The sequence below is a fragment of the Microbacterium shaanxiense genome (assembly GCF_054779995.1).
The window spans coordinates 16,112-42,359 of record NZ_BAAGXE010000008.1 but is presented as its reverse complement, the minus strand read 5'-3'; the positions used below and the strand labels follow the sequence as shown (position 1 = coordinate 42,359).

The 26,248-nt window shown below is 68.3% G+C and carries 30 protein-coding genes and 1 tRNA gene; 25 read left to right on the top strand and 6 right to left on the bottom strand.

Annotated elements, in window-relative coordinates:
* The first annotated feature begins 252 nt into the window (after positions 1-252).
* The 20 genes from ACYVG2_RS18875 (at position 253) to ACYVG2_RS18780 (ending at position 17,878) form a co-directional block, all read left to right on the top strand.
* Entirely contained in the window at positions 253-783 is a 531-nt protein-coding gene (locus tag ACYVG2_RS18875) for a hypothetical protein (RefSeq protein WP_460782397.1), read from the top strand.
* A complete protein-coding gene (locus tag ACYVG2_RS18870; protein ID WP_460782396.1) occupies positions 756-1,418 on the top strand; it encodes a hypothetical protein in 663 nt (220 codons plus the stop codon). Before ACYVG2_RS18875 ends, ACYVG2_RS18870 begins: the two co-directional genes overlap by 28 nt.
* A complete protein-coding gene (locus ACYVG2_RS18865; protein ID WP_460782395.1) occupies positions 1,419-2,450 on the top strand; it encodes an HAD-IIA family hydrolase in 1,032 nt (343 codons plus the stop codon).
* A 56-nt stretch (positions 2,451-2,506) separates the two neighbouring features.
* Entirely contained in the window at positions 2,507-2,701 is a 195-nt protein-coding gene (locus tag ACYVG2_RS18860; RefSeq protein WP_448966132.1) for a hypothetical protein, read from the top strand.
* Entirely contained in the window at positions 2,698-3,495 is a 798-nt protein-coding gene (locus tag ACYVG2_RS18855) for a TlyA family RNA methyltransferase (protein WP_460782394.1), read from the top strand. Before ACYVG2_RS18860 ends, ACYVG2_RS18855 begins: the two co-directional genes overlap by 4 nt.
* Positions 3,492-4,415, top strand: a complete 924-nt coding sequence (locus tag ACYVG2_RS18850) for an NAD kinase (protein WP_448966130.1) — start codon at positions 3,492-3,494, stop codon at positions 4,413-4,415. Before ACYVG2_RS18855 ends, ACYVG2_RS18850 begins: the two co-directional genes overlap by 4 nt.
* Positions 4,412-6,094, top strand: a complete 1,683-nt coding sequence (gene recN, locus ACYVG2_RS18845; protein WP_460782393.1) for a DNA repair protein RecN — start codon at positions 4,412-4,414, stop codon at positions 6,092-6,094. Before ACYVG2_RS18850 ends, recN begins: the two co-directional genes overlap by 4 nt.
* Positions 6,095-6,120: 26 nt before the next feature.
* The gene (locus ACYVG2_RS18840) at positions 6,121-7,818 is read left to right on the top strand and encodes a CTP synthase (protein WP_460782392.1); all 1,698 of its coding nucleotides are present in this window, start codon (positions 6,121-6,123) and stop codon (positions 7,816-7,818) included.
* Positions 7,811-8,395 carry an NUDIX domain-containing protein gene (locus ACYVG2_RS18835; RefSeq protein ID WP_460782391.1) on the top strand — a complete coding sequence of 195 codons (585 nt, stop codon included), beginning with the start codon at positions 7,811-7,813 and terminating at the stop codon, positions 8,393-8,395. Before ACYVG2_RS18840 ends, ACYVG2_RS18835 begins: the two co-directional genes overlap by 8 nt.
* Before the next feature lie 2 nt (positions 8,396-8,397).
* Positions 8,398-9,300 carry a site-specific tyrosine recombinase XerD gene (xerD, locus tag ACYVG2_RS18830; RefSeq protein ID WP_448966126.1) on the top strand — a complete coding sequence of 301 codons (903 nt, stop codon included), beginning with the start codon at positions 8,398-8,400 and terminating at the stop codon, positions 9,298-9,300.
* A 150-nt stretch (positions 9,301-9,450) separates the two neighbouring features.
* Positions 9,451-10,284: a ParA family protein gene (locus ACYVG2_RS18825; protein WP_448966173.1), complete on the top strand. Its 834-nt coding sequence runs from the start codon at positions 9,451-9,453 to the stop codon at positions 10,282-10,284.
* Positions 10,268-11,098: a segregation and condensation protein A gene (locus ACYVG2_RS18820; protein ID WP_460782390.1), complete on the top strand. Its 831-nt coding sequence runs from the start codon at positions 10,268-10,270 to the stop codon at positions 11,096-11,098. The genes ACYVG2_RS18825 and ACYVG2_RS18820 overlap by 17 nt, the downstream gene beginning before the upstream one ends.
* Positions 11,088-11,678: an SMC-Scp complex subunit ScpB gene (gene scpB, locus ACYVG2_RS18815; protein WP_460782388.1), complete on the top strand. Its 591-nt coding sequence runs from the start codon at positions 11,088-11,090 to the stop codon at positions 11,676-11,678. The genes ACYVG2_RS18820 and scpB overlap by 11 nt, the downstream gene beginning before the upstream one ends.
* On the top strand, positions 11,675-12,487 hold the full coding sequence (locus tag ACYVG2_RS18810) for a pseudouridine synthase (RefSeq protein WP_460782386.1): 813 nt from the start codon (positions 11,675-11,677) through the stop codon (positions 12,485-12,487). The genes scpB and ACYVG2_RS18810 overlap by 4 nt, the downstream gene beginning before the upstream one ends.
* Positions 12,484-13,608 carry a prephenate dehydrogenase gene (locus ACYVG2_RS18805; protein WP_460782385.1) on the top strand — a complete coding sequence of 375 codons (1,125 nt, stop codon included), beginning with the start codon at positions 12,484-12,486 and terminating at the stop codon, positions 13,606-13,608. Before ACYVG2_RS18810 ends, ACYVG2_RS18805 begins: the two co-directional genes overlap by 4 nt.
* Positions 13,601-14,278, top strand: coding sequence for a (d)CMP kinase (cmk, locus tag ACYVG2_RS18800; protein ID WP_460782384.1), 678 nt, complete (start codon positions 13,601-13,603; stop codon positions 14,276-14,278). The genes ACYVG2_RS18805 and cmk overlap by 8 nt, the downstream gene beginning before the upstream one ends.
* On the top strand, positions 14,268-15,791 hold the full coding sequence (gene der, locus ACYVG2_RS18795) for a ribosome biogenesis GTPase Der (RefSeq protein ID WP_460782383.1): 1,524 nt from the start codon (positions 14,268-14,270) through the stop codon (positions 15,789-15,791). Before cmk ends, der begins: the two co-directional genes overlap by 11 nt.
* A 50-nt stretch (positions 15,792-15,841) precedes the next feature.
* The gene (locus ACYVG2_RS18790; RefSeq protein ID WP_448966119.1) at positions 15,842-16,210 is read left to right on the top strand and encodes an ArsR/SmtB family transcription factor; all 369 of its coding nucleotides are present in this window, start codon (positions 15,842-15,844) and stop codon (positions 16,208-16,210) included.
* Positions 16,207-16,707, top strand: coding sequence for an SRPBCC domain-containing protein (locus ACYVG2_RS18785; RefSeq protein WP_460782382.1), 501 nt, complete (start codon positions 16,207-16,209; stop codon positions 16,705-16,707). The genes ACYVG2_RS18790 and ACYVG2_RS18785 overlap by 4 nt, the downstream gene beginning before the upstream one ends.
* A gap of 100 nt (positions 16,708-16,807) precedes the next feature.
* Positions 16,808-17,878 carry a Glu/Leu/Phe/Val dehydrogenase family protein gene (locus tag ACYVG2_RS18780; RefSeq protein ID WP_460782381.1) on the top strand — a complete coding sequence of 357 codons (1,071 nt, stop codon included), beginning with the start codon at positions 16,808-16,810 and terminating at the stop codon, positions 17,876-17,878.
* On the opposite strand, the gene ACYVG2_RS18775 is transcribed toward ACYVG2_RS18780, so the two are convergent.
* Positions 17,875-18,432: a phosphorylase family protein gene (locus ACYVG2_RS18775; protein ID WP_460782380.1), complete on the bottom strand. Its 558-nt coding sequence runs from the start codon at positions 18,430-18,432 to the stop codon at positions 17,875-17,877. The two genes, ACYVG2_RS18780 and ACYVG2_RS18775, sit on opposite strands and share 4 nt — an antisense overlap.
* A 79-nt stretch (positions 18,433-18,511) precedes the next feature.
* On the opposite strand from ACYVG2_RS18775, the gene ACYVG2_RS18770 reads away from it, so the two are divergent.
* On the top strand, positions 18,512-19,009 hold the full coding sequence (locus ACYVG2_RS18770) for an NUDIX domain-containing protein (protein ID WP_460782379.1): 498 nt from the start codon (positions 18,512-18,514) through the stop codon (positions 19,007-19,009).
* A 17-nt stretch (positions 19,010-19,026) separates the two neighbouring features.
* On the opposite strand, the gene ACYVG2_RS18765 is transcribed toward ACYVG2_RS18770, so the two are convergent.
* The 3 genes from ACYVG2_RS18765 to ACYVG2_RS18755 are packed head-to-tail and all read right to left on the bottom strand — an operon-like array spanning position 19,027 to position 20,686.
* Entirely contained in the window at positions 19,027-19,392 is a 366-nt protein-coding gene (locus ACYVG2_RS18765; protein WP_448966114.1) for an RNA-binding S4 domain-containing protein, read from the bottom strand.
* Positions 19,393-19,409: 17 nt separating this feature from the next.
* Positions 19,410-20,081 carry a lysoplasmalogenase family protein gene (locus ACYVG2_RS18760; RefSeq protein ID WP_460782378.1) on the bottom strand — a complete coding sequence of 224 codons (672 nt, stop codon included), beginning with the start codon at positions 20,079-20,081 and terminating at the stop codon, positions 19,410-19,412.
* 23 nt (positions 20,082-20,104) lie between these two features.
* Positions 20,105-20,686: a GNAT family N-acetyltransferase gene (locus tag ACYVG2_RS18755; RefSeq protein WP_460782377.1), complete on the bottom strand. Its 582-nt coding sequence runs from the start codon at positions 20,684-20,686 to the stop codon at positions 20,105-20,107.
* A 107-nt stretch (positions 20,687-20,793) separates the two neighbouring features.
* Between ACYVG2_RS18755 and ACYVG2_RS18750 the strand changes: the two genes are divergently transcribed.
* Positions 20,794-20,870: transfer RNA gene (locus ACYVG2_RS18750), tRNA-Pro, on the top strand.
* 64 nt (positions 20,871-20,934) lie between these two features.
* Here the strand turns inward: ACYVG2_RS18750 and ACYVG2_RS18745 are convergent.
* Entirely contained in the window at positions 20,935-22,383 is a 1,449-nt protein-coding gene (locus ACYVG2_RS18745) for an MFS transporter (RefSeq protein WP_460782376.1), read from the bottom strand.
* Between the two features lie 230 nt (positions 22,384-22,613).
* On the opposite strand from ACYVG2_RS18745, the gene ACYVG2_RS18740 reads away from it, so the two are divergent.
* From ACYVG2_RS18740 to ACYVG2_RS18730, 3 genes are all read left to right on the top strand, one after another.
* Positions 22,614-23,213, top strand: a complete 600-nt coding sequence (locus ACYVG2_RS18740) for a TetR/AcrR family transcriptional regulator (protein ID WP_460782375.1) — start codon at positions 22,614-22,616, stop codon at positions 23,211-23,213.
* 138 nt (positions 23,214-23,351) lie between these two features.
* Complete coding sequence (locus tag ACYVG2_RS18735; protein ID WP_460782374.1) at positions 23,352-24,206, top strand: enoyl-CoA hydratase/isomerase family protein; 855 nt, start codon at positions 23,352-23,354, stop codon at positions 24,204-24,206.
* 5 nt (positions 24,207-24,211) lie between these two features.
* A complete protein-coding gene (locus tag ACYVG2_RS18730; protein WP_460782373.1) occupies positions 24,212-25,033 on the top strand; it encodes an alpha/beta fold hydrolase in 822 nt (273 codons plus the stop codon).
* 2 nt (positions 25,034-25,035) lie between these two features.
* Here the strand turns inward: ACYVG2_RS18730 and ACYVG2_RS18725 are convergent, their stop codons facing one another.
* Positions 25,036-26,247: a metal-dependent hydrolase family protein gene (locus ACYVG2_RS18725; RefSeq protein ID WP_460782372.1), complete on the bottom strand. Its 1,212-nt coding sequence runs from the start codon at positions 26,245-26,247 to the stop codon at positions 25,036-25,038.
* Between the last annotated feature and the right edge of the window lies 1 nt (position 26,248).

The following is a 26,248-nucleotide window of genomic DNA, read 5'->3' as shown; positions in this document are numbered from 1 at the left end:
AACTTCTTCTAAACAAAATGGCCACCCAACGCAGGGTGGCCATTTTGCGTTAACCAGGAAGTTGAGAGAATCAGATCATGCCGAACGAGGACGAGCGTCGACCGCGACGCGACGACGACTCCAGCGCCCGACGAAACGATCGTCAGGGCCGTCCTCCGCGCACTGATCGCTCGGCTTCCTCCGGCGGTGCCGGCGCACCGCGTCGGGACAGCTCGGGTGCCCCTCGCCGTGAAGGCGGATACCAGAAGCGCGATGGTGCAGCACCACGTCGCGACGGTGGAGCTCCCCGTCGTGACGGTGGAGCACCACGTCGTGAGGGCGGCTACCAAGGCCGCGACGGTGCTCCGCGCCGTGACGGTGTGGGTGCTCCGCGCCGTGATGGCGCCGCTCCCCGCCGTGAAGGCGGTTACGTCAAGCGTGACGGTGCTGCCCCTCGTCGTGATGGCGCAGGTGCTCCCCGTCGCGATGGAGCGCCGCCGCGCCGTGATGGAGCAGCTCCCCGTCGTGAGGGCGGTTACGTCAGGCGTGACGGTGCTGCCCCTCGTCGTGACGGCGACCGCCGTGAAGGCGGCTACCAGAAGCGCGAAGGCGGCTACCAGGGTCGCGACAGTGCACCTCGTCGGGATGACCGCAGCTCCGGCGGACGTGGATTCCCGCAGCGTGGTGGCACCGGTCGCGACCGACCGGATCGCCAGAGCGATGACCGTCCGCGCCACGATGATCCCGCGATCCCTGAAGACATCACGCCCGCCGACTTGCACTCGTCGGCGCGCAACGAGCTGAAGACACTCAGCAAGGAGAACGCCGACGAGGTCGCGCGACATCTCGCGATGGCCGCCAAGCTCATCGACGAAGATCCGGCCCTCGCTCATCAGCACGCCCTCGCGGCATCCCGCCGGGCCGGTCGCATCGCGATCGTCAGGGAGTCGCTCGGCATCACCGCCTACGCGACCGGCGACTTCGCCCTCGCGCTGCGCGAGCTGCGCACATACCGGCGCATCTCCGGCAAGGACGACCAGATCGCGCTCATGGTGGACAGTGAACGTGGGATCGGCCGACCGGATCGAGCCCTCGAGACCGGTCGCGCTGCAGATCGTGCGAAGCTTCCCACTCCGGTGCGCGTCGCTCTCGCCATCGCCATGTCCGGTGCGCGCCTGGATCTCGGAGACACAGAACTCGCCCTCGGCGAGCTGCAGATCCCCGAACTCGATCCCGACCGCGCCTTCGAATGGAGCCCCGCTCTGTTCGCCGCGCACGCTGCGGTGCTGGAAGACCTCGGCCGCGACGAAGAAGCGGCGTTCTGGGCGGAACGGGCCGACGTCGCCGCCGACGCACTCGGTATGGGCGATGCCGACGAGGATGAGATCTTCGTGGAAGACGGACTGATCGAGGGCGAGCTGCCGGAAGAGGAGTCCTGAGTGGGACTGTTCTCCCGATCGCGCCGGAGCCCGCTCGACGGCGTCGACGTCGTCCTCGCTGACCTCGACGGCGTCGTCTACGCCGGACCCGGCGCGCTGCCGCACGCCGTCGACAGCCTCAATCGGGTCGCCGAGACCCGTCGTGTGGGCTACATCACCAACAACGCCTCTCGCACGGACGCCTCCGTCGCCGAGCACCTCACATCGCTCGGCCTGACCGTCGAGGCGAACGAGGTCGTCACCAGTCCCCAAGCGGCCATGCGGCTGCTCGCGTCCATGGTCCCGGCACCCGCCACACTGCTCATCGTGGGGGGCGAAGGGCTCGTCGTCGAGGCGGAGAAGGCCGGCTACACGGTCACCCGCAGCGCCGAGGACGCTCCGGACGCCGTCGTGCAGGGCTTCTCGCCCGAGGTCGCCTGGACCGACCTCGCCGAGGCCGCCTTCGCGCTGAAGATGCCGGAGGAAGAGGGCGGCATCCCGTGGATCGCCACCAACAGCGACTGGACCATCCCGCGCGAGCGCGGCGTCGCGCCGGGAAACGGCACTCTCGTCTCGGCAGTGCACACCGCAGTGGGACGTCTGGCCACCGTGGCCGGCAAGCCGGAGGTGCCGATCTTCGAAGAGGCCATCGCACGGTTCGGCGGCTCCAAGACGCTGTTCATCGGTGACCGTCTGGACACCGACATCATGGGCGCAGTGCGTGTCGGCATCGATTCGGTACTCGTGCTCACGGGAATCGATCGGCCCAAGCACGTGCTGGCGGCACCCGAGGGATCCAGGCCGACGTACATCCTCGGTGACCTCCGCGAGTTGCACGAGGCGTACCCGCAGACCGAGCGCAAGGACGGAGCCGTCACCGTGAACGGTGCATCCGTGCGAGTGGTCGGCGGAGACGTCGAGATCCTCTCCGAGGGCTCGCGGCAGATCGATCTCGTCCGTGCCGGGGCCACGGCGATCTGGGAATCCGGCACGCCCATCTTCGTGCTCCGCGTCCCCGAGAAGCTCTACGAGGACCCGTTCCACCGTCCGTGAGTGCTTCCCCGCCGTGCCTCACCAGGTGCGTCGGAGCCGCGCCGTAGAGTGGAGTCGTGAGCGATGAGACGACTGCGACGCCGACCGACGGTCTGTGGAGCCGACTGCGCCTGATCGAGGGGCAGCCGCTGGCCGACCGTGCCGATGCGTACTCGACCCTGCACGATGAGCTCTTCCGCCGCCTCGAGAGCGGCACCAAGCTCGACACCCGCGACAAGTCCGCCGACAGGGCGCCGTCGGGAGACCGGTGACGCGCCTCGACGCCGCTCTCGCAGCCAGAGGACTCGCGCGCTCGCGTTCGCACGCGGCCACGCTGATCGCGGCGGGTGTCGTCAGTGTCGACGGGCGCCCTGTGATCAAGGCGTCGACCTCGGTGAACGACGACGCCGACATCACCCTCGCCGAGAGCGACCACTACGTCAGCAGGGGCGCGCAGAAGCTCCTCGCGGCTCTGGACGCGTTCCAGGTGCCGATCGACGGGCGCCTCGCGCTCGACATGGGCGCGTCGACCGGTGGCTTCACCCAGGTGCTTCGTGAGCGCGGAGCCCGCAAGGTGCTCGCCGTCGACGTCGGACACGATCAGCTCGCTGCATCCATCGCGGCAGATCCTGCGGTGGTCGGCGTCGAGGGGTTCAACGTGCGGCACATGACCCGCGAGAGCCTCGGCGAGGCCACCGGCGAGAAGGATGCACCGGATGTGATCGTGGCCGACCTCTCGTTCATCTCGCTCGAACTCGTCCTCCCCGCAGTCGCCGCTGTCGCGGCATCCGACGCCGACATCGTCCTGCTCGTCAAACCGCAGTTCGAGGTCGGACGCACCGCCGTCCGCGGGGGACTGGTCACCGATCCCGCCACACGAGCGGATGCCGTCGCCCGCGTGGTCTGGAACGGATGGGACGCCGGATTCGGCATGCTCGGGATCGTGGCGTCACCGATCCTCGGCACGCACGGCAACGCGGAATTCCTGGTCCACATGGCGCCCGGTCGTGGGAGCAATCCGACACAATGGAGACAGCAGATCGACGAACTGGCTGGAGGACGATGAACGAGCGCAACATCCTGGTCGTCGCCCACGCCGGCCGGGACGACACCGTCGCCGCCGCCCGTCGCGTCATCGATCTTCTGCGCAATGCCGGCGCGCGGCCGGTGCTCTCGCCCGACGACCGCGCTGAGCTGTCCGCCGTCGACGGAGACTTCAGCGACGTCGACGCCCTGGGCGATGATGTCGCGGTCGACGACCTCGAGCTCGCCATCGTGCTCGGCGGCGATGGCACGATCCTTCGCGCGGCCGAACTCGTGCGCGGCACGAACAGCGCACCAGTGCTCGGCATCAACATGGGGCACGTCGGCTTCCTCGCCGAGATCGAGCGCGATGCGATGGACGACGCGGTGCAGCGCGTCATCGAGCGAGACTATGCGGTCGAGGAGCGCCTGGCTCTCGCCGTGCGCGTCAAGGATGCCGAGGGGAACGTCGTCTTCGAGACGTGGGCCCTGAACGAGGCGACCGTCGAGAAGGCCAGCCGAGAGCGCATGATCGAGGTCGTCGTCGAGATCGACGGCCGCCCGCTGTCGAGCTTCGGCTGCGACGGCATGGTCATCTCCACACCCACCGGTTCCACCGCCTACAACTTCTCCGCGGGCGGGCCGGTGATCTGGCCCAGCGTCGAGGCGATCGCGGTGATCCCGCTGTCGGCGCACGCGCTGTTCGCACGGCCATTGGTCGTCAGCCCTGATGCGTCGGTGGCGATCGAGATGCTCGAGCGCACCTCCGGCACCGGCATCCTGTGGTGCGACGGGCGTCGTTCGCATGACCTCCCACCCGGGGCGCGTGTGGTCGCACGGCGCTCATCGCGTCCCGTGCGTCTCGCCCGGCTGCACCCGACCGCCTTCACCGAGAGACTGGTGCGCAAGTTCCAGCTGCCGGTGGCCGGCTGGCGCGGACAGGACGGAGGGGTGCCGCTGTGATCGAGGAGATGCGGATGCAGGGACTCGGTGTCATCGCTGACGCCGTGCTGCCGCTCGGTCCCGGCTTCACGGCGATAACGGGCGAGACCGGAGCGGGCAAGACCATGGTCGTCACAGGCCTGGGGTTGCTGCTCGGTCAGCGCGCGGACTCCGGTGCTGTGCGCGCCGGCGCCGCGCAGGCCTCTGTCGCAGGCGTCTGGATCGTGCCGGAGTCGGGTGCGGTGGCCGAGATCGTCTCGGATGCCGGCGGCGACCTCGAGCCGCTCGACGACGGCCGCGGCGAGCTGTACGTGTCTCGCACGCTGAGCGCAGAGGGGCGCAGTCGTGCCAGCGTCGGCGGACGCGCGGCACCCGCCGGAGTGCTGTCCGCCCTCGCAGACGAACTCGTCGTCGTGCACGGACAGTCCGAACAGCTGCGACTTCGCTCGACAGCGGCCCAGCGCGACGCCCTGGACCGTTTCGGCGGGGCGCCGATCGCCGACGCTCTGCAGGCGTACAGTGCGGCGTTCACCCGCTGGCGCGAGCTGGATGCCGAGATCGCCGAGATCGCCGAGAATCGCGATCTTCGGGCCGACGAGGCGCAGCGGCTGCGTGAAGCGCTCGCGCTGATCGATGCGACCGCCCCCGAGCCGGGGGAGGACGTCGCACTCGCGGAGCGGTCGGAGCGGCTCTCCAACGCCGAAGACCTCCGGCTCGCGGCATCCCTCGCGCACAACGCGCTCTCCAGCGAGGAGGGCGACGCGGACGCGTCGGCACTCATCGCCGACGCACGGCGCAACCTCGAGCGGGCGACGGATCCCGCGCTCGTCGCGATCTCCGAAGGGATCGCCGACGTCGGCTACCGCATCGCGGACCTCGCGGGGCAGCTCTCCGCATACCTCGCCGACCTCGACGAGACAGGACCGCATGAGCTCGCCGCTGTCGAGGAGCGGCGAGCGGCGCTGACCGCACTGATCCGTTCGCACGGATCGCTGGATGAAGCGCTCGAACTGTGGCAGACGGGATCCGCGAGGCTCGCAGAGCTCGACGATGACGATGATCGCCTGGAGCGGTTGCAGGCCGAGCGCGACGCCGCACGGAAGGCGCTCGACGACGCCGCCGCTGCGCTCACCGCCGCACGCACCGAGGCCGCAGCGCGCCTCGGCGCCGCAGTGACCGACGAACTGCATGCACTGGCCATGCCGGACGCCCGCCTCGAGGTCGCGGTCCGCGAGGGCGCCGAGAGCACGCACGGACGTGACGACGTCGCGATCCTGCTGGCACCGCACCCCGGGGCCGAACCCCGCTCCGTCGCGAAGAGCGCGTCGGGCGGAGAGCTCTCACGCGTGATGCTCGCGATCGAGGTCGTCATCGCCGGTACCGACCCGGTTCCGACGTTCGTCTTCGACGAGGTGGATGCCGGAATCGGCGGCGCCGCGGCCATCGAAGTGGGACGGCGACTCGCCCGGCTTGCAGAGACATCCCAAGTCATCGCGGTCACGCACCTGGCCCAGGTCGCAGCTTTCGCCTCCAACCACCTTTCCGTCGTGAAGGCCAATGACGGCGCGGTCACCGCGTCCAGCGTGCGGCGTCTGGAGGGGGAGGATCGGGAAGCGGAGATGGCGCGGCTGCTGTCGGGACTCACCGATTCGGATGCCGCGATCACCCATGCCCGAGAACTTCTCAGCCTTGCGGTCTGAGCGAACTGTTAGGATCGAAGCCCGTGATGAACTCTTCTGACGCGGGGCCCAAGAACGACACGACCAAGCACATCTTCGTGACCGGTGGTGTCGTTTCGTCTTTGGGCAAGGGGCTCACAGCCGCCAGCCTGGGAAACCTGCTCACCGCACGCGGATTGCGCGTCGTCATGCAGAAGCTCGACCCGTATCTGAACGTCGATCCCGGCACCATGAACCCGTTCCAGCACGGTGAGGTGTTCGTCACCGACGACGGCGCTGAGACCGACCTCGACATCGGTCACTACGAGCGCTTCCTCGACATCAACCTGTCGCAGGCCGCCAACGTGACGACCGGCCAGATCTACTCGCAGGTGATCGCGCGCGAGCGCCGCGGCGAGTACCTCGGAGACACCGTGCAGGTCATCCCGCACATCACAGACGAGATCAAGCGCCGCATGCGTCTGCAGGCGACCGAGGAGCCGCGTCCCGACGTCATCATCACCGAGGTCGGCGGCACGGTCGGCGACATCGAGTCGCAGCCCTTCCTGGAATCGGCACGCCAGCTGCGCCATGAGCTCGGCCGCGACAGCGTGTTCTTCGTGCACGTCTCGCTCGTTCCCTTCATGGGGGCCTCCGGCGAGCAGAAGACCAAGCCGACGCAGCACTCCGTCGCGGCCCTCCGCCAGGTCGGCATCCAGCCCGACGCGCTGGTGCTGCGCAGCGATCGTCCGGTGAGCGAGAGCAACCGCAACAAGATCGCGCTGATGTGCGACGTCGACGTCGAAGGCGTCATCAACACCGTCGACCTGCCCAGCATCTACGACATCCCGTCGACGCTGAACGACCAGGGCCTCGACTCCTACATCGTGCGCAGGCTCGGACTCGACACCAAGGCCGCACCGGAGGTCGACTGGTCGCGCTGGCAGAAGGTCCTGCAGGCCGTGCACAATCCGAAGCACGAGGTCACGATCGGCCTGGTCGGCAAGTACATCGACCTGCCGGACGCCTACCTCTCGGTCACCGAGGCGCTGCGCGCCGGCGGGTTCGCCCACGAGGCGCACGTCAGCATCCGCTGGATCCCGTCCGACTCCTGCGAGACGCCGGAGGGTGCGGCCAAGGCGCTGTCCGACGTCGACGGCATCTGCGTGCCAGGTGGATTCGGCATCCGCGGCATCGAGGGCAAGCTCGGCGCGTTGAAGTTCGCCCGCGAGCAGGGCATCCCGACGCTCGGCCTCTGCCTCGGACTGCAGTGCATGGTCATCGAGTACGGCCGCAACGTCGCAGGCATCGCCGGTGCCTCCTCGAGCGAGTTCGACCCCGAGACCTCGGAGCCCGTCATCGCGACGATGGCCGAGCAGGTCGAGATCCTCGACGGCGGCGACCTCGGCGGCACCATGCGCCTCGGGCTCTACGAGGCGGAGCTGGGCGAAGGAACGCTCGCGCGCGAGCTGTACGGCACCGCGCAGGCATCCGAGCGTCACCGCCACCGCTACGAGGTCAACAACACGTACCGCGACCGCCTGTCCGATGCGGGGCTCGTCTTCTCCGGCCTGAACCCCGCCCTCGACCTCGTGGAGTACGTCGAGCTTCCCCGCGACGTTCACCCCTACTACATCGCCACGCAGGCGCACCCCGAGCTGCGCTCTCGTCCGACCGCACCGCACCCGCTGTTCCGCGGGCTGATCGGGGCCGCGATCGAGCGGCACCGTTCCAGCGAGCTCTTCGACGTTTCGGCCGATGACTGAGAACCAGGGCGGCACGTCCGCGCTGCGCGATGAGCTCTTCGAGCCGGAGGTCGTCAGCAGCGACGTCGTCTACAAGGGCTGGGTCTGGGACGTGCGCTCCGATCATGTCGCGTACGGCGACGGCGAGATCATCCGCGAGTACGTGGATCACACCGGCGCTGTCGCCGTGCTCGCTCTCGACGACGCGGGCAGGGTGCTGCTGATCCAGCAGTACCGGCATCCGATCCGTCACCGCGATTGGGAGCTTCCTGCCGGACTGCTCGACATCGAGGGTGAGGATCCTCTCGTCGCCGCGCAGCGCGAACTGGCGGAGGAAGCCGACCTCGCCGCACGCGACTGGGAACTGCTGGTGTCCACCTGGACGACCCCTGGCGGCAACAACGAACTGATCCGCATCTATCTCGCGACCGGGATCGAAGACGCGTCCGCCGTCTACGCCCGCGAGGACGAGGAAGCCGACATCCGCGTCGAGTGGGTTCCGCTCTCCGATGCGGTCGATGCCGTGCTCGAGGGGAGACTGCGCAACGGCATCCTCTCGCTCGGCGTGCTCGCAGCCGAGCGGAGATTGCGCGACTGACCGTGCGGCTGGATCGTGCGATCGACGCGTACCTCAGGCACGTCACGATCGAGCGCGGTCTCTCGGAGCACACGGTCGGGGCGTACCGTCGGGATCTCGACGTCTACCTCGGATGGCTGACCGAGGCGGGCATCGACGACACGACCGCCGTGACGGGCGCGATCATCAGCCGTTTCATCTCCGACCGTTCGAGCATGGTGCCTCCGCCGGCGGCGACGAGCCTGGCCCGTCTGCAGTCGTCGGTGCGCGGTCTGCATCGCTATCTGGTGCGTGAGGGGATCGAGACGGAGGATCCGACCGGCAGACTCCGGCCGCCCAAGATGCCGCAACGGCTGCCGAAGGCGCTGACGATCGATCAGGTCGAGCGGCTGCTGGCCGCACCGTCCGCCGAGGAGCCCATCGGCATCCGAGACCGCGCACTGCTCGAGCTGCTCTACGCGACCGGCGCGCGCGTGTCGGAGGCTGTGGGCCTCGACGTCGACGACCTCGCGCACGGCGATGTGCTGCGCCTGCGCGGCAAGGGCTCGAAGGAGCGCATCGTGCCGATCGGCTCGTTCGCGCGGGATGCCGTCGACGCGTACCTCACCCGTGTGAGGCCGGCCCTCGCCGCCAAGGGCAAGGCGTCCGCCCGGCTCTTCCTCGGGGCGCGCGGTGCTCCGCTGTCGCGTCAGAGCGCCTGGCTGGTGATCCGTGCGGCCGCCGACGCCGCGCACGTCACGTCAGAGGTCTCACCGCACACGCTGCGCCACTCGTTCGCGACCCACCTGCTCCAGGGCGGTGCGGACGTGCGCGTGGTGCAGGAACTGCTCGGTCACGCGTCGGTCGCGACCACTCAGATCTACACGCACGTGTCGGTCGACACGCTGCGCGACATCTACGCGACCTCGCACCCGCGCGCGCGCTGAGGGCGCGATTACGCGGGATCGCCGGGGCCGCACCGGGCGTACTCATGCGTAAATCGCTACAATCGACCAAGCACGACGGAAGCAGGAGAATCGGTGGCTCAGAAAGTGGCGAAGTCCAAGGGCAAGACGTCGAACATCGGCGACACCCCGATGGGACCCACTGGGCGTCCGTATCACGGCTTCCCGACCCCGGCCCCACTCGGCTCGCACGGGCCTGCACGCATCATCGCGCTGTGCAACCAGAAGGGCGGCGTCGGCAAGACGACCACGTCGATCAACCTCGCCGCGGCCCTCGCAGAGTACGGCCGCAAGGTGCTCGCCGTCGACTTCGACCCGCAGGGCGCGCTGTCCGCCGGACTCGGCATCCAGACCCACGACGTGCCCACGATCTACGATCTGCTGCTCGACACCAAGCGCGACGTGCACGACGTGATCGTGCCCAGCGGCGTCGACGGTCTTGACGTCCTGCCCGCGAACATCGACCTGTCGGCCGCCGAGGTGCACCTGGTCAACGAGGTCGCCCGCGAGACGATCCTCGCGCGCGTGCTGCGACAGGTCGCGGGGGAGTACGACGTCATCCTCATCGACTGCCAGCCTTCCCTCGGCCTTCTCACCGTCAATGCACTGACGGCCAGCCATGGCGTGCTCATCCCGCTGGAGTGCGAGTTCTTCGCCCTCAGAGGCGTGGCGCTGCTCATCGAGACGATCGAGAAGGTGCGCGACCGCCTCAACCCCGACATCAAGCTCGACGGGCTGCTCGCGACGATGTACGACGCGCGCACGCTGCACTCGCGTGAGGTGCTCGAGCGCGTGGTGGAAGCCTTCGGAGACGACGTGCTGGAGACCGTGATCGGTCGTACCGTGAAGTTCCCCGACGCGTCGGTGTCAGGGGTGCCCATCACCGAGTTCGCGCCGGAGCATGCCGCCGCACAGGCGTACCTGCGACTGGCGCGGGAGCTGGTCGCCCGTGGCGCCGTCGCGTGAGATCGAGCCCGCTGAGCCTGTAGAGCCTGAAACCGGGTTCCGCGTCTCGCTGACGAACTTCGACGGCCCGTTCGACCTGCTGCTGAATCTCATCTCGAAGCACGAGATGGACATCACCGAGGTGTCTCTGAGCGCGGTCACGAACGAGTTCATCGCCTATCTGAAGGAGATCGACGGCGACGATCAGGAGCTCGACCAGGCATCCGAGTTCCTCGTCGTCGCAGCGACTCTGCTCGACATGAAGGTCGCCGGTCTCCTGCCCCAGGGCGAGCTCGTCGACGCCGAGGCCGTCGCGCTGCTCGAGGCACGCGACCTGCTGTTCGCGCGTCTTCTGCAGTACCGCGCGTTCAAGGAGGTCTCGACGTGGTTCGCGCGCTGCCTGCAGCGCGAGGATCGACGCCACGTGCGGGCGGTCCGCCTGGACGAGAAGCACCGCGCGCAGACGCCGGAGCTGGTGTGGACCCTGAGCGTGGACGACTTCGCCGCCATCGCGCTGCTGGCGTTCGCGCCCAAGGAGATCCCCAACGTCGGCCTCGATCATCTGCACGCGCCGCTGGTCAGCATCCGGGAACAGGCGGCGATCGTGGTGACGCTGCTGCGCAGCGCCGAGTCGCTGACCTTCCGTGAGCTGATCGCCGGGTCCTCGGAACCGGGCATCGTGGTGGCGCGGTTCATCTCGGTGCTCGAGCTCTACCGGCACGCCGCGCTGTCTTTCGAACAACTGGAACCGCTCGGCGAGCTGACGCTGCGCTGGGCCGCCGACTCCTGGTCGGACGAGACACTCGCGAGCCTGGGGGCCGACTATGACCGATGAGACGACCGCGGACACCGTCACCGAGACGCCGCTGACCGAGAAGCTCGAGGCCATCCTGCTGATCATCGACGAACCGCTCGGTCTCGTCGCCCTGGCCGCAGCGGTCGGAGCGCCGGTTCCCGCCGTCCGCCAGGCGATCGAGACGCTCGTCGATGACTACGACGGCAACGGGCACGGGCCACGTCGCGGTTTCGAACTGCGTGAGGTCGGCGGCGGCTGGCGGCTGTACGTGCGCGACGACCACGACGGTCTGGTCGCGGAGTTCGTCGGCGGTCAGGCTCCCGCACGGCTGTCGCAGGCCGCGCTCGAGACGCTCGCGGTGATCGCGTACAAGCAGCCGGTCACGCGCAGCCAGGTGGCGTCGATCCGCGCCGTGAACGTCGATTCGGTCGTGCGCACGCTGCTCGCACGCGGACTCATCACCGAGCTGTTCGCCGACTCCGAGACCGGCGCCATCAACTACGGCACGACAGACGCGCTGCTGCAGAACCTCGGCATCAACTCGCTCGACGAGCTGCCCCCGATCTCTCCGCTGCTCGACGACGGTGCAGACGGATTCGACGAAGGAACCATCCGATGAACGATTCCACACCCACCCCCGGTGCAGCCCCTGAAGGCGTCCGGCTCCAGAAGGTGCTCGCCGCCGCAGGGGTCGCATCCCGACGCGTCGTCGAGCAGTACATCGTGGAAGGCCGCATCCGCGTCAACGGCGAGGTCGTCGAAGAGCTCGGGCGGCGCATCGATCCGGAGACCGACCTGGTCGACGTCGACGGCACGGCGATCCAGCTCGACGTCTCCAAGCGCTACGTCATGCTGAACAAGCCCACCGGCGTCGTGAGCACCATGAAGGATGAGAACGGACGACCCGACCTCCGCCGCTTCACGAACGACTACGAGGAACGGCTGTACAACGTCGGTCGCCTTGACGCCGAGACGAGTGGTCTGCTGATCCTCACCAACGACGGCGAGCTCGCGCATGTGCTCGCGCATCCGTCGTTCGGGGTAACCAAGGTCTACATCGCGAAGGTCGAGGGCATCGTCACCGCGCAGACGATCGCGAAGCTGACGAAGGGTTTCGACCTGGAAGACGGCCCGATCAAGGCCGACAAGGCACGCCTGCTCGACACGTCGAAGGTCGGCACGGAATCGAGCCTCGTCGAGCTCACCCTGCACTCCGGGCGCAACCGGATCGTGCGCCGGATGATGGCCGCGGTCGGCCACCCGGTCACTGAACTCGTGCGCCGCCAGTTCGGCCCGCTCCACCTGGGAACGCTCCCTGCGGGGAAGACGCGAGAACTGAGTAAAATCGAACGTGGTGCGCTGTTGACTCTCGCGCGCCACGATTCCCCTGCGGACGCTACGCCGGGAGACGCCCAGGAGACCGAGTGAGCGACACGGCCAGAACCATTGGCAGCGGCATCGCGCCGCGGCTCTCGGGGACGGTCCGCATCGTCGGCGCAGGCCTTCTCGGCGCGAGCATCGGACTCGCCCTGCGCGCCAAGGGCGTCGACGTCGTGCTGTCCGACACGTCGCCGGCACAGCTGCGCCTGGCGATCGACTACGGCGCGGGACGCGCCGCGCAGGACGACGATGCGCCGGCGCTCATCGTCGTGTCCGTGCCGCCGGACGTCACCGCCGACGTGATCGCCGCAGAGCTCGCGCACTTCCCGGGTGCGGTCGTCACCGACGTCGCGAGCGTCAAGCTCGAGCCGTTCCGTGCGCTGAAGGAACGCGGAGTCGACATCGCCCGCTACATCGGCTCGCACCCGCTCGCGGGCCGCGAGCGCGGGGGAGCGATCTCGGCACGTGCAGACCTCTTCATCGGCCGGCCATGGGTCGTCTGCCGCGATGAGGAGACCCGCGCGGTCGACCTCGCACTCGTGGAGGCGCTCGCACTGGATGTCGGAGCAATGCCGCTGGAGATGACGCCGGAAGAGCACGACAGCTCCGTCGCTCTCACCTCGCACGTGCCGCAGGTCGTGGCCAGTCTGCTCGCCGGACGTTTCGCGACGGCCGACGAGGGGGCGCTGCGCCTGGCAGGACAGGGCGTGCGCGACACGACCCGCATCGCGGCATCCGCTCCGGAACTGTGGGTGCAGATCCTCGGCGCCAACGCGCAGCCCGTCGTCGAGATCCTCGATGCCCTCGCCGACGACCTGCGTGAGGTGTCTGACGCGTTGCGCGCACCCGCTGAACCCGGCGCGAGACGCGTCGTCGCCGAGGCGATCCGCCAGGGCAACGACGGCGTGGAGCGGCTGCCGGGCAAGCACGGCCAGAACCGCAGATTCGAGCAGCTCGTCGTCATGGTCGACGACACGGCCGGTCAGCTCGGCCGCCTGTTCGGCGAACTCGGCGAGCTCGGAGTGAACGTGGAAGACCTGCGCCTGGAGCATTCGCCTGGCGCACAGTTCGGACTCGCGGAGATCAGCGTGGCCCCTGCCGCGCTGCGCGGTGCGATCGACGGACTGCAGGAGCGCGGATGGCGGATTGCAGGAGCGACCAATGAGTGAGTTCATCGCGATCGACGGACCCGCTGGGTCGGGAAAGTCGAGCGTGTCGAAGGAAGTGGCCCGTTCACGCGGCTACGGCTACCTCGACACCGGAGCCGCGTACCGGGCGCTGGCCTGGCATGTCCTCGACCGCGGCGCCGACACCGATGACGCCGATGCGGTGCTCGCCGCGGCATCCGATTTCGATCTCCGCCTGGGGCTCGACCCCGACGACCGCACCGTCGCCGTCGGCGACACCGACATCACCGCGACGATCCGCGAGCCGCGCGTGTCCGAGGCGGTCAGCGGTGTCGCTCGCGTGCCCGCCGTGCGCGAGCAGGTCAACATCTTCTTCCGCTCGCTGGTGGCGTCGGCTGCGTATCCCGCTGTCGTCGTCGAAGGGCGCGACATCACCACGGTGGTCGCCCCCGATGCCCCGGTGCGCATCCTCCTCACTGCCGCCCCCGAGGTGCGGGCAGCCAGACGCGCCGGCGAACTCGCCGGTGAGAACGCCGCCGTCGTGGCAGAGGCGCTGCACAAGCGCGATGCCTCGGACAGCGCCGTCGTCGATTTCCTCAACGCCGCGGAAGGCGTGGAGGTCGTCGATTCGACGCACCTCGATTTCCCACAGACCATCGATGCCGTACTCGCGGTGATCGAACGAAAGCAAGGAGCGGAACATGGCCGCTGAAGAAGAATACGAGGGCGGTCCCGACCGCCTCGCCGAGAAGATGGACGAACTCGACGAGCAGCTCGCCGAACAGCGCGCTGAGGCCCTGCGCGCGGGGCTCGCCGACTACGACCTGGATGAGGACGATGCCGCGCTGCTGGCCGGCATCACCCAGGGTGAGGGCGGGATCGAGTTCCTGCCCGCCCTGCCGGTGATCGCGATCGTCGGGCGTCCGAACGTGGGCAAGTCCGCGCTCGTGAACCGCATCCTCGGCCGCCGCGAGGCCGTCGTGGAGGACACTCCCGGCGTCACGCGCGACCGCGTGACGTACAAGGGCGAATGGAACGATCGTCGATTCTCGCTGGTCGACACCGGCGGGTGGGAGCCGGATGCCAAGGGCATCGATCGTTCGGTGGCGGCACAGGCGGAGGTCGCGATCGACCTGTCCGACCTGGTGCTGTTCGTCGTCGACGCGATGGTCGGTGCGACGTCGACCGACGAGCACGTCGTGAAGCTGCTGCGCAAGAGCGGCAAGACGGTGTTCCTCGTCGCGAACAAGATCGACGACGCCCGTCAGGAGCCGGAGATCGCCTCCCTGTGGAGCCTCGGTCTCGGCCAGCCGTACCCGACCTCGGCCGTGCACGGCCGCGGTGTCGCCGACCTGCTGGATGCCGTGCTCGAGAAGCTGCCGTCGATCTCGTCGGTCGCGAAGTACGAGATCGGCGGACCTCGCCGCGTCGCGATCCTCGGTCGTCCGAACGTCGGCAAGTCGTCGCTGCTGAACAAGGCGGCGGGCGAAGAGCGCGTCGTCGTGAACGAGCTGGCAGGAACGACCCGCGATCCCGTCGATGAGGTCGTCGAACTCGGCGGCAAGCTGTGGCGCCTGGTCGACACCGCCGGCATCCGCCGCCGTGTGCACCTGTCGCAGGGCGCCGACTTCTACGCCTCGCTGCGCACCTCCGCCGCGCTCGAGCGTGCGGAGGTCGCCGTGGTCGTGCTCGACGTCTCGGAGACGATCAGCGAGCAGGACGTGCGCATCATCGACCTCGTGCTGGAATCGGGCCGAGCCCTCGTGCTGGCGTTCAACAAGTGGGATCGCCTGAACGACCTCGATCTGGAGAACGCCGACCGCCGCCGCTACCTCGAGCGCGAGATCGAGCAGGACCTCGCGCACGTCTCGTGGGCGCCCCGCGTGAACATCTCGGCCAAGACCGGGCGTCACTTCGACAAGCTGGTCCCTGCGCTCGAGACGGCACTGGAGAACTGGGATCGCCGTATCCCGACCGGCAAGTTCAACGCCTTCATCTCCGAGCTCGTCGCCGAGCATCCGCACCCGCTGCGTGGTGGCAAGCAGCCGCGCATCCTGTTCGGTACGCAGGCCTCGACGCGTCCTCCGACGTTCGTGCTGTTCACGACCGGCTTCCTGGACCCCGGCTACCGCCGCTTCATCCAGCGCCGCCTGCGCGAGCTGTACGAATTCGAGGGTACGCCGATCGTGATCAACATGCGCGTGCGGGAGAAGCGCCAGCGCTGATCTCGTTTCGATGGTGGACAGGACGGTAACCAATCGGTTACCGTTCTGACATGGACGTATTCGGAGCGATCGCCGACCCCATCCGTCGCGACCTGCTCCGACGACTCTCCGGAGGCCCGGCGCGCGTCGTCGACCTCGCGGCCGATCATGCCGTCTCCCGTCCGGCCATCAGCAAGCATCTGCGGATCCTCGTCGATGCCGGGCTGGTGCACGCCGAGGCCAGTGGGCGCGAACGGCACTATGTGATCGACGTCGAGCCGTTGGGAGAGGTGAGAGACCTGCTCGGCGCGCTCACCGCCCGCCGCGCCCCGATCTCCACGCAGCATCTCGATGCCCTCGACACCGAGGTGCATCGTGCCGCGCGCGATCGGCGGCGCGGTGCGTCCGCATCCACTCATTCGAAGGAGGACATCGCATGACCCTGACAGGAAGATTCGATGGCGCTCAGCAGACGTTGGTGCTGACGCGGCAGTTCCGCACGTCGATCGACGACGTGTGGGCGAGCATCGCGGAATCCGATCGCCTGAGCCGCTGGTTCGGCACCTGGACCGGTGATCCGTCCACCGGGACGGTCTCGGTGACCATGAACGCGGAAGCCGAGCCCATGCCGGCGGTGCCGTACGAGATCCGCCGGTGCGAGCCGCCGAGGGCACTCTCGGTGCGCGTGAGCGACGAGTACGGTACCTGGACCCTCACGGCCGAACTCGCAGCGGTCGACGGCACGACCACGCTGATCCTCACGCAGGAGGACGTCGATCCCGAGACGCTCGAACAGACCGGCCCCGGCTGGGAGTGGTATCTCGACAGACTCGTGGCCGCTGTGCACGCCGAACGGATGCCGTCGCTGGACGATTTCGAGAAGATCTACATGCCCATGACGCAGGAGTACGCGGCGCTCGCGCACCCGGCCGCATGACGGTTGCCTCCGAGGCGCACTTGGTGGTGCAATGGATGTGGAAGCCGTAATCAGACGGCGTCCGTACCCGTGCCCACAAGGCCCGCCGAAAGAGGATGCGATGACGCACACCCTGCCCCTGCCCGATTTCAGCCACGAACGCGTGGAGGTGATCACAGGTCGGCGCAGCGGCCTGTTCATCGCCGTGGCTCTGCACTCGTCAGTGCTCGGCTCCGCACTCGGCGGTGCACGACTGTGGACGTACCCGCATTGGAGCGATGCTCTCGGCGATGCGCTGCGGCTCTCCGCCGCGATGACGCTGAAGAATGCGACTGCCGGCCTGGACGCCGGTGGAGGCAAGGCTGTCATCGGACTGGAGCCGGGTACCGTGCTCGACGCGGAACGACGTCGTGCCGCATTCCTCGACCTCGGTGACGCCGTGGAGTCGTTCGACGGGCTGTACCGCACGGCGGAGGATGTCGGATCGACCATGGACGACATGGCGGTCGTCGGCGAGCGCACGACGCATGTCGTCGGGCTCCCGGATGCCGCCGGCGGCTCTGGTGAGCCGGCCGGACCCACGAGTCTCGGTGTGTACGAGTCGCTGCGCGCGGTGCTGGAGCGCACGACCGGATCTGCGGATGTCGCGGGTCGACGCATCACGATCTCCGGGCTCGGTCAGGTGGGTGGACGCCTCGCCGTGCGGCTCTCCACCGAGGGGGCACTGCTGACCGTGACCGACGTCAACCCCGAACGCCGCCACCTCGCCGGCGAGCTCGGCGCCACGTGGGCGGAGCCGGGAACCGAGCACCTCGTCGCGTCCGACGTGTTCGTGCCTGCCGGCATCGGCGGGCTGCTCACGGACGAGGTCATCGATGCGCTCGACACCTCGGCGGTATGCGGCCCGGCGAACAACCCGCTCGCATCGCACAGCGGCGCCGACCGCCTGGCCGCGCGCGGCATCCTGTACGCCCCCGACTTCGTCGTGAACGCCGGTGGCGTCATCTACCTCGATCACGAGGCCAAGAAGCTCGGCTCGCGCGCCGAGATCATGGACCGCGTGACGCACATCGGCGACACCGTGCGGCGCATCCTCGCCGACTCGGAGGAGCGCGGGATCACGCCGCTCGCCGCCGCGGAGGAGCTCGCTGCGGCGCGGCTGCGTGCCGGGGCCGAGGTGGGCGTCAGCTAGACGCCGAACTCGTCACGGACGCGATCGCGCAGCTGGTGGCTGCAGGCGGTGACGGCCTCGTTCCAGGTGGTGTTCGCATCGTCCTGGGCGCGGTCGGACACCGCCTTCCAGATGCGGATCGGCACGCCGAACTGTGTCGCGACCCAGGCGTACGCGTAGGACTCCATGTCGACGAGCTGACCGCCGAGTTCGCGGATGGCGACGACAGCATCCGCATCGTCGATGAAGCTGTCGCCGGTCGCGATGGTCATCGTGCCCTTGCCGAGGATCATGCGCGGCGGCATGGAGACATGCTGCCCGGCGACACCCTCCTCATCGCGCACGTCGTGCTGGAACGCGACGTCGATCTCGTAGACCCCGGCATCGAGGTCGGGGTCGAGCGCGCCGGCCGTACCGACGACGAGGATCTCCTCGTAGGTACCGGCATCGAGCGCACGGGTCAGACCGTACGTGGCCTTGAGCTTGCCCGGTCCGGTCACGAGACGGTCGAAGCCGTCCAGCGGCTCGGAGAAGGCGACGAGTTCGGATTCGAGGGCGGCGACGAGAAGCTTCACCGCTTCATTGTCCCAGACACGGGTTACGTCTCGCGTCGTCAGCGGCGCACGAACCCGGATGCTGTGAAAAGCTGAAGGGGTGACGATCATTCCTCCCGTACCCGGCGAACCGCGACGCCCCGACGGGCCGCGCGACCCGGGCGACGCGTGGGTCGTGGCCGAGACGGGGGAGAAGTACTGGGGCCGCTTCGGCGCCGCAGGGCTTCTCGCCGTGGACGCCGCGCGCGGCATCCTGCTGCAGCACCGCGTCAGCTGGAGCCACTTCGGCGGTACGTGGGGGCTGCCCGGCGGGGCGCTGCACGAGGGGGAGTCTGCGATCGACGGTGCCCTCCGCGAGGCGACCGAGGAGGCCGGAATACCCGACGGCGCCGTGCAGGTGCGGTTCACGAGTGTGCTGGATCTGAAGATCTGGTCGTACACCACGGTCGTCGCCGACGTCGTCGAACCGTTCACGCCGGTGATCAGCGATCCGGAGAGCGTCGCGCTCGAGTGGGTGCCTGTCGATGAGGTCACGGATCGGCCGTTGCATCCGGGATTCGCCGCTGCTTGGCCGAGCCTGCGAGACGAACTCGGCTGAGCTGCCGTGCTCGCGCGTCAGTGGTCGTCGCGTCCGCGCAGCTTGTCGATGTCGCGCCGTTCGCGCTTCGTCGGTCGTCCTGCGCCGCGATCGCGCATGCCCATGATCGCCTGCGGCTCGCGCGGGGGCGTGCGCTCGTCATAGGCGAGGGCAGCAACCGGCGCTCCGACGCGTTTCACGAGTGTCTGCCGCACGACGAGGATGCGGTCGAAGCCGCTGATGCGCACTCGCAGCTCGTCGCCCGGTTTCACCGTCTGCGCTGCCTTCACCTTGTCGCCGTTCACACGTACATGCCCCGCTCGGCATGCAGTGGTGGCCGCCGAGCGCGTCTTGTACACGCGGATGGCCCACAGCCAGCTGTCCACACGCACCGGGCTGGTCATCATCGGATTCTGTGCGGTCATCGGATGCTGCGCTTTCGGAGTGCGACGAGGGCTCCTGCCACGATGAGCCCCTGCCCGAGCGTGTATGTGAGCATCACGAGCGGGCTGGTCCACTGCGGCATGGTGTCGGCGAGGAAGAGTCGGAAGGCGAGCACGGTGTCGCTGAGCAGGAAGAACACTCCGCCCGTGGCGATGAGCGGGCTGCAGCGTGCGGCGAAGGCGGCGGTACCGCCGAGGACGAGGCCGTAGCCGGCGACTGCCGGGAGCAGGGTGCCCGTGTGCGGGCCCAGCGTGATGATCATGGCGATCCACCATGCGGCGTACACGAGCGCCCACCACGGCATCCGCCGCACGCTGAGCACACGGATGAAAGCCACGATGTATGCGACGTGGGCGAGGCCGAAGAACAGGAGCATGAGCGGCAGCTCCGGTCCGGCTGGGAAGAACGCGCCGGCGCCGTCGCCGAGCCACGAGAAGACGATGGCGGTGAGCAGCAGGGCGATCGCGAGAGGGGGTCGCAGGCGGAGCGAGACGATGACAGGCACGGCGAGGAGCGGCATCAACCAAAGTTTGGTGGGCGACGCGATGCCGCTCTGCAGAGCGAGGGCCACGACGTGCACGATCGACATCGCGATGTAGGGGAGGAACGCCCAGGGGAGGAGCGTTCTCGTCAGGGCGCCGCGGTGCATCCCTCCATCGTAGAGCGGGCGGGTCAGGCGACTTGGAGGGTGACGATCGGACGTTCGGGTTTCGGCCCTGGTACCTCGGTGAACCCGGCGGCGAGGAAGGTGGAGAGAGCGCCGTGGAACAGGTCGTTCACACGAACGTCGGTCTTGGCCGTGTCGATCGGGTAGGCCTCGATCACACGGGCGCCCGAGGTTCGTGCGAAGTCGATCGCGGCGTCGAGGAGGGCGGCGTTGAGGCCCTGGCCGCGGTGCTCCTTGCGGACGACGAAGCAGCTGACCGCCCACACGCTCTCGTCGTCGAGCGCCTCGCGGGTCGTGGCGACGATGTTGCGCGTGCGTGCGAGGCGGCGCTGCGCCGGCCGCCGGCCGACGCGGACCCAGCCTGCGGCATCGCCGTCGACATAGGCGACGATTCCCGGCGGGCGATCGGATGCCACCTCCTGCTGGAACAGCGTCGTGCGCTGGTCGAGGTCAGTGGTCTCCCACTCCTTGTTGGTGAGCACCGGCCACACGCACTGGCAACTGCGGCCGTCACCACCACCGCTGAGCGCGTCCTGGATGTCGCCCCATACGTCAGGGCTCGCGAGCGCCGTCGTGATCTTTGACATGTCGGGCAGGCTACGCCGTGGGCACGACACGGGGCAAGAGTCGTGGTTCGCGATGGCGCCTTGGTGCGGCTAAGATAGTGGAGTTGCCTGCGCGTGAGCGAAGACAACGGGCTGTGGCGCAGCTTGGTAGCGCACTTGACTGGGGGTCAAGGGGTCGCAGGTTCAAATCCTGTCAGCCCGACCATTTAGGCCCGGAAACTCGCAAGAGTCTCCGGGCCTTCTGCATACATTGTGGAGCTCTCGGCGAGTCAGTGCTGACTGTCGGCGAGGCTTCTTCGGCGGGTTCGGGTCGAGATCCCCACAGCTATGGCCGTGGCGACGGCAAAGGCGACGAGCATCACGACGATGTACATGTTCACTCCGGATGCCGACGGTGTCGAACTGTCCGGGATCGCCGTGGCGCTCAGGATGCTGCCTCCGACGATGTTCATCACGACGGCACCGACGCCGAGCATCACCTGTACGAGTGAGGCGACGACGCCCTGCCTCTCCTCCGGAACGAGAGTCGTCGCGAAGTTGAAGCCGGAGGTGACCAGCGCTCCGGCCGTCAGTCCGAGAAGGCCTGCACAGATGGCCGCGGGCAGGAAGGTACTGGTGGATAGGAGGAGCCCGAGACCCGCTGCGAGGCCGATGAAGGCGCCTCCGGCGAGCGTGCGGGCGGGGCCGATGCGAGCGCCGAGCCAGCCGGCGAAGATCCCTCCGATCGCGGCGCCCAGGGCGGGGAGCGCGAACATGAGGCCGAGTGAGCTCGATTCTCCGGCAAGACCATAACCCAGGCCCGCCTCGGGCGGTGTCTGCCCGATGATGCTCAAGAGTTGCAGGAGCGCCTGGTAGGCGCCGGTGCCGAGCACGACGACCAGCAGGGTCGCGACCAGGGGTCGCGTCAGTCGGCGCAGATCGACCACGGGCTGCGGCGTGCGCAGCGCCGAGAACACCCATGTCGTCAGAAGGGCGATGCCCAGCAGCAGCATCACGACCAGCCCGGCGCTCGTCCACCCCGCCGTGGGCGCCAGGCTGATGTACGCGAGCACGCCCGCGAGACCGAACCCCAGCAGGAGTGCCCCGAGCACATCGAGTCGACTGCGGGCGTGAACAGGGGACTCGGGCAGGAAGGCGCGCACGGCGATCGCGGCGATGAATGCGAGGGCGGCGGACACAACGAACACCGCGCGGAAGTCGAACGCCGCGACGACCGCTTCGAAGAGGAACGGTGACGCGATTCCGAGGATCGCAGAACCGGAGGTGACGATACCGACGGACGTCATCCCGACACGGGCGGGGAACATCTGTCGGATGTAGACGACGGTGATGAAGACCGAGCCCACCGCGGTCCCCTGGATGACGCGGCCGAGCAGGAAGATTCCGATGCTGGGAGCGACGAGGCAGATGAGTGCACCGACGCCACCGGCGAGCAGTGCGAGGACGAGGATGCGGCGTTTGCCGTAGATGTCCGCGCTCTTGCCCAGCAGCGGTGCCCACATCGCCCCAGCTAGGACGGCACTGGCGTTGAGCCAGGCGCTCTGGTCCGTGCCGAAGAACTCGGCCATCTGCGGCAGCACGAGCAAGGGGGCGACGATGACGGTGTCGACGAGGGTGTTCGCGACGATGAGAATCGCCACCCACCAGACGAGGCGTCCGCTCCATCCGTCGTGTTCTCGTTCGGTGAGGCGGGTCGAGCGAGAGGGGGTCTGTGTCATGGCTCACTCCAGAGATCGGTGCGACGTGGTGTCGCGAATGTTCTGGACATTGTGAGAGCGCGGTACTGCCGCTCGTCGAGGACGCAGGAAACGGGCGCATTCGAGCCCCTCATCGAAGGAAAAGTCGTGCGGAGAGTCGAGGGTGAATGAAACGGCTAACATCGGCTGAGGTTGCTCAGCTGCTGCGGTTCGCGGTTGCGCCGAAGCGTGTCGGAAGAGAGGGTTGCCCCATGACGGTTGATGACTCGCGCGCGCGTCGCCCCGGCGGGCGGACGCGTCTGGTCACGGAGCGGCTGCGGATGGCGGCACTGGAGATCGTTGCCGAGAGCGGGATCGACGGCCTGCAGTACGAGGAGCTCGCTTCCCGCGCGCAGGTGGGCCGCGCGACGGTCTATCGGCGGTGGCCGAACCGCGATGATCTCTTCCGTGACGTGCTGACGCATTTCGCCGAGACGGCGGTGCAGATCGAGGATACCGGCGACATCGTGCGTGATCTGACGTACTTCCTGCATTCGTTCGCCGAGGCGTCTGTGACCTCCGCCGGCCGCGCGGTGCTCCAGATTCTCTTGCGCCGTGCCGACGGTAGGGATGGGTTGCATCGCGTGGGAGTGGAGCTGCTGGATCGCCGCACCGGCGAGCTGCAACGACGCCTTGATCGGGCGACGGAGGCCGGGCAGTTGCCTCCTGCGGAGGCCACCTTCGTCAACATGATGCTCGTGGGGCCGGTGCAGTGGTTCGTTCTGCGTCGGGAGCGTCCCTTTGAGCTCAGCGATGCTCAGGCGATTGTCGAGCTTGTCGTGGCCGGAATGTGGCGTGAGCAGGCTGGTTGAGTACCTGAATCTTCGCAGGTCTTGGTGCGGGAGCGCGTTCCCGGCGATTCTCTGCGCGGACGGGGTGAGTGAGAGCTTATCGAGATATTGTGTCTCATTAACGGGCGGGGTTGGCTCGCTCCGACGAAGGGACTCACCATGGTTGATACCTCGAGCTTCGGTTGGGACGGTCACGTCGCGCCCACGCCGTTGGAGGAGTACTCGAAGCGCTACGCCGACTTCTTCGAGATGCGTCGAGAAGACGGCATCCTCGAGCTGCGCCTGCACACCGACGGCGGCCCGTACGTGCACAACTGGGCGGCGCACAACGCATGGAATCGGGTGTGGCAGGACGTCGGCAACGACTCCGAGAACCACGTCCTGATCATCACGGGAACCGGTGACACCTGGTTCAGGGGCGACCCCCGCCAGACCTGGCCCAAGCCGCTCGTGGACGAGACCCCGGACTACATCTTCCAGCAGACGATCGACGCCTGGAAGCTGATAGAGAACTTCGTGAACAACATCGACATCCCCACCATCGCTGCGGTGAACGGGCCGGGGATCCATACGGAGTTCGCCCTGATGTGCGATGTGACACTCGCCGCCGAGGACGCGGACTTCATGGACCCGCATTTCATGGTCGGAACCTCCCCAGGCGACGGACTCGCTCTGGCCCTGCAGCACCTGATGGGTACCAAGCGCGCCGCTTATGCCGTCTACGGTGGAACGAGCCTCCCCGCCCGCAAGGCTCTGGAGTACGGTCTCGTCAGCGACGTGCTGCCTCGCGAAGAACTGCTCCCCAAGGCCTGGCAACTCGCCCGCGACATCATGAAGCGGCCACGGTTCGCGCGGTGGTCGACGCACAACATCCTCAACCGGCCGTGGCGCAAGCTCGTGACCGAGGACTTCGGATTCCACTTCTCGCAGCAATCGCTGGCCACCGTCGCCTCCAAGACGCTCATCCCGGTTCCCGAGCTGGTCGCGGACGCGCGCGAACGCAAGGTCTGGTGATCCGGATGGCGGGGGCTGCGGCGACCATCCGCACCGGCGCGGGAGTCACCTCGTTCCGTGCTGACGGTGCCGGGCCCCCGCTGTTCCTTCTCCACGGGCTCCAGGTCGGGCAGGAACTGTTCGACGGGCTTCGTGCGCACCTGACGTCATCGTTCACGGTCATCACCTATGACCAGCGCGATCGCGGCGAGACCGTGTTCGAACCTTCGCCCTACACGACCGATGATCTGGCCGACGATCTCGCCTCACTCATCCAGGCGCTCGGGTATGCTCGCGTACACGTTCTGGGAACGTCGTTCGGGGGGATGGTGGCTCAGGCCTTCGCCCTCCGTCACGCCGACCTCCTCGGAGGGCTCGTGCTCGGCGCGACCTCGCAGGCCCCGTTTCGCGCCGAGCGCACCGCCGGCCCTGTCGCGGACCTCCTCGTCGCGCTCGCGCGTGGCGATGAGCCGCGCGCCAGGGCGACCCTCGCACACCTTGTGCCGTCGGCGACCTCTGCGTCGCCGACCGAGGGAGCGTCGACGCGCACGGACCGTGGCAACGGGTTGATGCGACGTTTCGATGCGACTCGCGGTTTCGATACGCGCGGTCGCCTCGGGGAGATCGCCGCTCGGACGCTGGTTATCCACGGGCGTGAGGACGCCGCTGTGCCCGTAGACGACGCCCTGTCGATGGTCGACGAGATCCGCCGGGCGGATGCACTGCTACTCGCGGGCTGCGGGCATGCGTGGGAGAACGAGCACCCCGCTCGCGCCGCGTCGGCCATCACTGCATTCCTCAGCGACCCGTGCCAGTCGCTGACGACCCCAGTGCGGTGCGACGTCTGAGCTCACCGCACGCGTCGACCGCCGAGAATGACGGATCGGATGCGCGTGCGCAGCCCGCGGAGATCGTCGACCTCGCCGTCCACGACGACGAGGTCGGCGATCTTCCCGGGCGCGAGCACGCCGAGGTCGTCCTTCCGCAGCAGAGCTGCGGAATTCGCCGTCGCTGCGCGCCACGCGTCCGCCGGCGTCATCGAGGACGCCTGGGTCATCAATAGCAGTTCGTCGAGGTTGCTCGCAGAGGGGTGGCCGTACGGCGGGGAATCGGTACCCATGGCGATTTTGACACCGGCGTCGACGGCTCGCGCGAAGCTCGCCCGGTGGGCGTCGAGAGCCTCCCGGGCGAGGGCCTGGCTCTCGGCCGGTATCGGCACCCCGCGGTCGGCGGCATCCACGATCGCCTGAGTTGCTGACAGGGTCGGCACGAGCCACGCATCCGTGCGGAGCAGGAGGTCGATCGCCTCGTCGTCGAGGTGGTACCCATGTTCGATCGAGCGGGCGCCGTGCCGCAACGCCGCTTTGATCCCTTCCGTGCCCTGCGCATGCGCAAAGAAATAGGTCCCCGCTGCGGCTACCTCTGCCGCGATCACTGCGAGTTCGTCGTCACGGAAATGCGCGTGCCGCGGGTCGTCTCCCGTCGACATGACTCCGCCGGTGGTCGCGACCTTGATCGCGTCGGCCCCGGCTCGCAGGATCTCCCGCACACCGCGGCGCACGTCGTCCACTCCATCGCGGACCCCTCGCGGGCGGCCCGGGTGAGGCATCATCATCGCCATCGAGCGGCTGCCTCCTGACGGAAGATGCAGATCGCCGTGACCACCGGTCTGGGAGAGCATGACGAGCGCGGTCTGCAGACGCGGTCCCTCGATGAGGTTCTTTTCGATCGCGCGCTTGACGCCGGCATCGGCTCCGGCCGCATCGCGTGCCGAGGTGATGCCCTGATCGAGGAGGAGTGAGAGGTTGCGCAGAGCCTCGTAGTAGGGGAGCGAGAAGGGCTCCTGCTCGCTGCGCGCGACGTCGAGGTCGCGCACCATGACGTGGACGTGGCAGTCGAAGAGACCGGGGGCGATGAACGCTCCCGTGCAGTCGACGGCCTCATCGCCGTCCAGCCCTGCTCCGACATCGACGATGCGGTTCCCGACGATGGCCACGTCGGCTTCCGATGTGGTGACGCCGTCGAAGACGCGCCCGCCGGTGAAAACCGTGCGTGTATGCATG

Bases quoted from the DNA above. Each gene is read 5' to 3' on its own strand.
- ACYVG2_RS18875 (WP_460782397.1), top strand. From the start codon at position 253: ATGGTGCAGCACCACGTCGCGACGGTGGAGCTCCCCGTCGTGACGGTG.
- ACYVG2_RS18850 (WP_448966130.1), top strand. From the start codon at position 3,492: ATGAACGAGCGCAACATCCTGGTCGTCGCCCACGCCGGCCGGGACGAC.
- ACYVG2_RS18840 (WP_460782392.1), top strand. From the start codon at position 6,121: ATGAACTCTTCTGACGCGGGGCCCAAGAACGACACGACCAAGCACATC.
- ACYVG2_RS18835 (WP_460782391.1), top strand. From the start codon at position 7,811: ATGACTGAGAACCAGGGCGGCACGTCCGCGCTGCGCGATGAGCTCTTC.
- ACYVG2_RS18825 (WP_448966173.1), top strand. From the start codon at position 9,451: ATGGGACCCACTGGGCGTCCGTATCACGGCTTCCCGACCCCGGCCCCA.
- scpB (WP_460782388.1), top strand. From the start codon at position 11,088: ATGACCGATGAGACGACCGCGGACACCGTCACCGAGACGCCGCTGACC.
- ACYVG2_RS18810 (WP_460782386.1), top strand. From the start codon at position 11,675: ATGAACGATTCCACACCCACCCCCGGTGCAGCCCCTGAAGGCGTCCGG.
- cmk (WP_460782384.1), top strand. From the start codon at position 13,601: ATGAGTGAGTTCATCGCGATCGACGGACCCGCTGGGTCGGGAAAGTCG.
- der (WP_460782383.1), top strand. From the start codon at position 14,268: ATGGCCGCTGAAGAAGAATACGAGGGCGGTCCCGACCGCCTCGCCGAG.
- ACYVG2_RS18790 (WP_448966119.1), top strand. From the start codon at position 15,842: ATGGACGTATTCGGAGCGATCGCCGACCCCATCCGTCGCGACCTGCTC.
- ACYVG2_RS18785 (WP_460782382.1), top strand. From the start codon at position 16,207: ATGACCCTGACAGGAAGATTCGATGGCGCTCAGCAGACGTTGGTGCTG.
- ACYVG2_RS18780 (WP_460782381.1), top strand. From the start codon at position 16,808: ATGACGCACACCCTGCCCCTGCCCGATTTCAGCCACGAACGCGTGGAG.
- ACYVG2_RS18765 (WP_448966114.1), bottom strand. From the start codon at position 19,392: ATGACCAGCCCGGTGCGTGTGGACAGCTGGCTGTGGGCCATCCGCGTG.
- ACYVG2_RS18760 (WP_460782378.1), bottom strand. From the start codon at position 20,081: ATGCACCGCGGCGCCCTGACGAGAACGCTCCTCCCCTGGGCGTTCCTC.
- ACYVG2_RS18755 (WP_460782377.1), bottom strand. From the start codon at position 20,686: ATGTCAAAGATCACGACGGCGCTCGCGAGCCCTGACGTATGGGGCGAC.
- ACYVG2_RS18745 (WP_460782376.1), bottom strand. From the start codon at position 22,383: ATGACACAGACCCCCTCTCGCTCGACCCGCCTCACCGAACGAGAACAC.
- ACYVG2_RS18740 (WP_460782375.1), top strand. From the start codon at position 22,614: ATGACGGTTGATGACTCGCGCGCGCGTCGCCCCGGCGGGCGGACGCGT.
- ACYVG2_RS18735 (WP_460782374.1), top strand. From the start codon at position 23,352: ATGGTTGATACCTCGAGCTTCGGTTGGGACGGTCACGTCGCGCCCACG.
- ACYVG2_RS18730 (WP_460782373.1), top strand. From the start codon at position 24,212: ATGGCGGGGGCTGCGGCGACCATCCGCACCGGCGCGGGAGTCACCTCG.
- ACYVG2_RS18725 (WP_460782372.1), bottom strand. From the start codon at position 26,247: ATGCATACACGCACGGTTTTCACCGGCGGGCGCGTCTTCGACGGCGTC.